Below are 2,216 nucleotides of genomic sequence, written 5' to 3' on the forward strand. Positions count from 1 at the left end.
AGGACCTGGAGCGGCTGCACCCGGCCGTGGTCCGCCCCGGCCGCTGCCTGGCCCGCATCGAGGTGGGCCCGCTGACCCGGACGGAGGCGGTGACCTGGCTGGGCACCGAGCAGGGCGTCGGCCGGGAGGGCGCGACCCTGGCCGAGCTGTACGCGCTGCGCCGGGGCACCACGCCGACCTCGGTGCCGGGCGCGCGCGAAGGGGCGGACGCGGGCCTGTACCTGTAGTGCTTTCATGAGGGTATGACGCTGTTCGTCGGCACGTCGGGGTGGCAGTACAAGGACTGGCGGGACCTCGTCTACCCGGCCGGGGTACCGACGCGGCTGTGGCTGGAGGAGTACACCCGGCTGTTCGCGACCGTGGAGATCAACAACGCGTTCTACCGGCTGCCGTCGTACGACACCTTCGCCGCCTGGCGTGCGCGGGTCCCGCCGGAGTTCGTGGTCGCGGTCAAGGCCAGCCGGTACCTCACCCACATCAAGCGGCTGAAGGAGCCGGAGGAGCCGGTGCACCGCCTGATGACGCACGCGGCGGGGCTCGGCGGCCGCCTGGGCCCGGTCCTCCTCCAGCTCCCGCCCACCCTGCGCGCCGACCCGTCGCTGCTGGACGCCTGCCTGGCCTGCTTCCCGCCCGGTACGCGGGTCGCGGTGGAGCCCCGGCACGAGTCCTGGTGGACGGGCGAGGTGCGCGAGGTGCTGTCGGCCCGCGGCGCGGCCCTGTGCTGGGCGGACGTCCTGGCCCGTCCGGTCACCCCGTTGTGGCGCACCGCCGACTGGGGCTACGTCCGCTTCCACCAGGGCCGCGCCCAGCCCTGGCCGCGCTACGGCCGCCGCTCCCTGGACACCTGGGTGGACCGCGTCGCGGCGACCTGGCCGGCCGGGGAGGACGTCTACGCCTACTTCAACAACGATCCCGGGGGCGCGGCGGTCCAGGACGCGATCGTCTTCGCCCGTTCGGCCCACCGGGCGGGCCTGCCGGTGACCCGGACCCCGGAGCCGGCGAAGCGGAGCTGATCCGCCCGTCCAGGCCGCAGGTCCGGGTCAGCGGATCCCCTGGCTCCCCGATTCCCGGTACGCCGCTCGCAGGGCGTCCCGCACCGCCTCCAGGGCCGCTCCCTCGTCCAGCCCCAGCCGCCGTACCCGGTCGGCGTACGCCTGCGCGGCCAGGGAGGCCTCGCGCTCCGCGGCCGAGCCGGCGGCGGCCACGAACGTGCCGTTGCGCCCCCGCGTCTCGATCACCCCGTCCCCTTCCAGCGCCCGGTAGGCCTTGGCCACCGTGTTCACCGCGAGTCCCAGGGACTCGGCCAGCCCCCGCACGGTCGGCAGCCGGTACCCCACCGGGAGCGCCCCGGACCGCGCCTGTTCGGAGATCTGCGCCCGCACCTGCTCGTACGGGGGCGCGCTGTCATCGATGCGGATCTTCAGGCTCACGGGGCCGATTCTCTCCCACCCGCGGGAAAATGAGAGGCAGCCCGGCCCCCTGCGGCCGTACGGTGCCTCGTCATGACAGTGCTCGTCCGCGCTCTGCGCCCCGAACTCCCCGCCGACGCCGAGGGTTTCGCCCGTGTCCGCAGGCTCGCCCTCCCGTACATCCTGTTCACCCCGGAGTCCGTGCGGCACACGGCCACCCGCATCCACCCCGACGCCCGTTTCCGGCCGCTCGTCGCGGAGGAGGACGGCGAGATCATCGGCACGGCGCAGGTCCACCTCGTCCACGACAGCCCCGAACCGGGCCAGGGCGCCCTGAACATCTACGTCCGCCCGGACCGGACCCGCCGCGGTGCCGGCCGGCTGCTGGCGCGGGCCGCCGAGGAGTACCTGACGGACCTGGGCGCGACCCGGCTGTTCACCTGGGCGCTGGACGAGCCGGCGAACCGGGCCTTCGCCGAGCGGCGCGGCTACCGGCGGGGCCGTACCGCGCACCTCCTCCGGCTCGACCTGGCGCACGGCACCCTCCCGCCGCTCCCGCAGGTGCCGCCGGGGGTCGAGCTGCGGACGGCCGCCGACTTCGTGGACGATCCCCGGCCGCTGTTCGAGCTGGACGCGGAGACGATGCTGGACGAACCGAGCGACGTGGAGCACGCGTTCACGGACTACGACGCCTGGGTCGCGGAGAACTGGCACCACCCGCTGCTGGACCGGGAGCTGACCACGGCCGTCTGTGTCGACGGCCGGCCGGTCGCGTTCACCGCGGCCTACACCGACGGCGACGGCCGC

The 2,216-nt window shown here is 74.8% G+C and carries 3 protein-coding genes and 1 pseudogene; 3 read left to right on the top strand and 1 reads right to left on the bottom strand.

Annotated features, from left to right (window positions below):
* Positions 1-227: pseudogene (locus IE312_RS42945) on the top strand (DUF5925 domain-containing protein); the annotation flags it as partial.
* 15 nt (positions 228-242) lie between these two features.
* Positions 243-1,013 (top strand): DUF72 domain-containing protein, encoded by a 771-nt coding sequence (locus tag IE312_RS32985; protein WP_189985909.1) that lies wholly within the window; start codon positions 243-245, stop codon positions 1,011-1,013.
* A gap of 27 nt (positions 1,014-1,040) precedes the next feature.
* On the opposite strand, the gene IE312_RS32990 is transcribed toward IE312_RS32985, so the two are convergent.
* Positions 1,041-1,430, bottom strand: a complete 390-nt coding sequence (locus IE312_RS32990) for a GntR family transcriptional regulator (protein WP_189985910.1) — start codon at positions 1,428-1,430, stop codon at positions 1,041-1,043.
* 72 nt (positions 1,431-1,502) lie between these two features.
* On the opposite strand from IE312_RS32990, the gene IE312_RS32995 reads away from it, so the two are divergent.
* On the top strand, positions 1,503-2,216 hold a 714-nt coding region (locus tag IE312_RS32995; protein ID WP_229900719.1), incomplete at its 3' end, for a GNAT family N-acetyltransferase.

It is taken from the genome of Streptomyces capoamus (assembly GCF_014654935.1).
In the GTDB taxonomy this organism is placed as follows: domain Bacteria; phylum Actinomycetota; class Actinomycetes; order Streptomycetales; family Streptomycetaceae; genus Streptomyces; species Streptomyces capoamus.

What these genes read in the sequence shown, in the direction of transcription:
- IE312_RS32985 (WP_189985909.1), top strand. Translation starts at nt 243, where the DNA reads ATGACGCTGTTCGTCGGCACGTCGGGGTGGCAGTACAAGGACTGGCGG.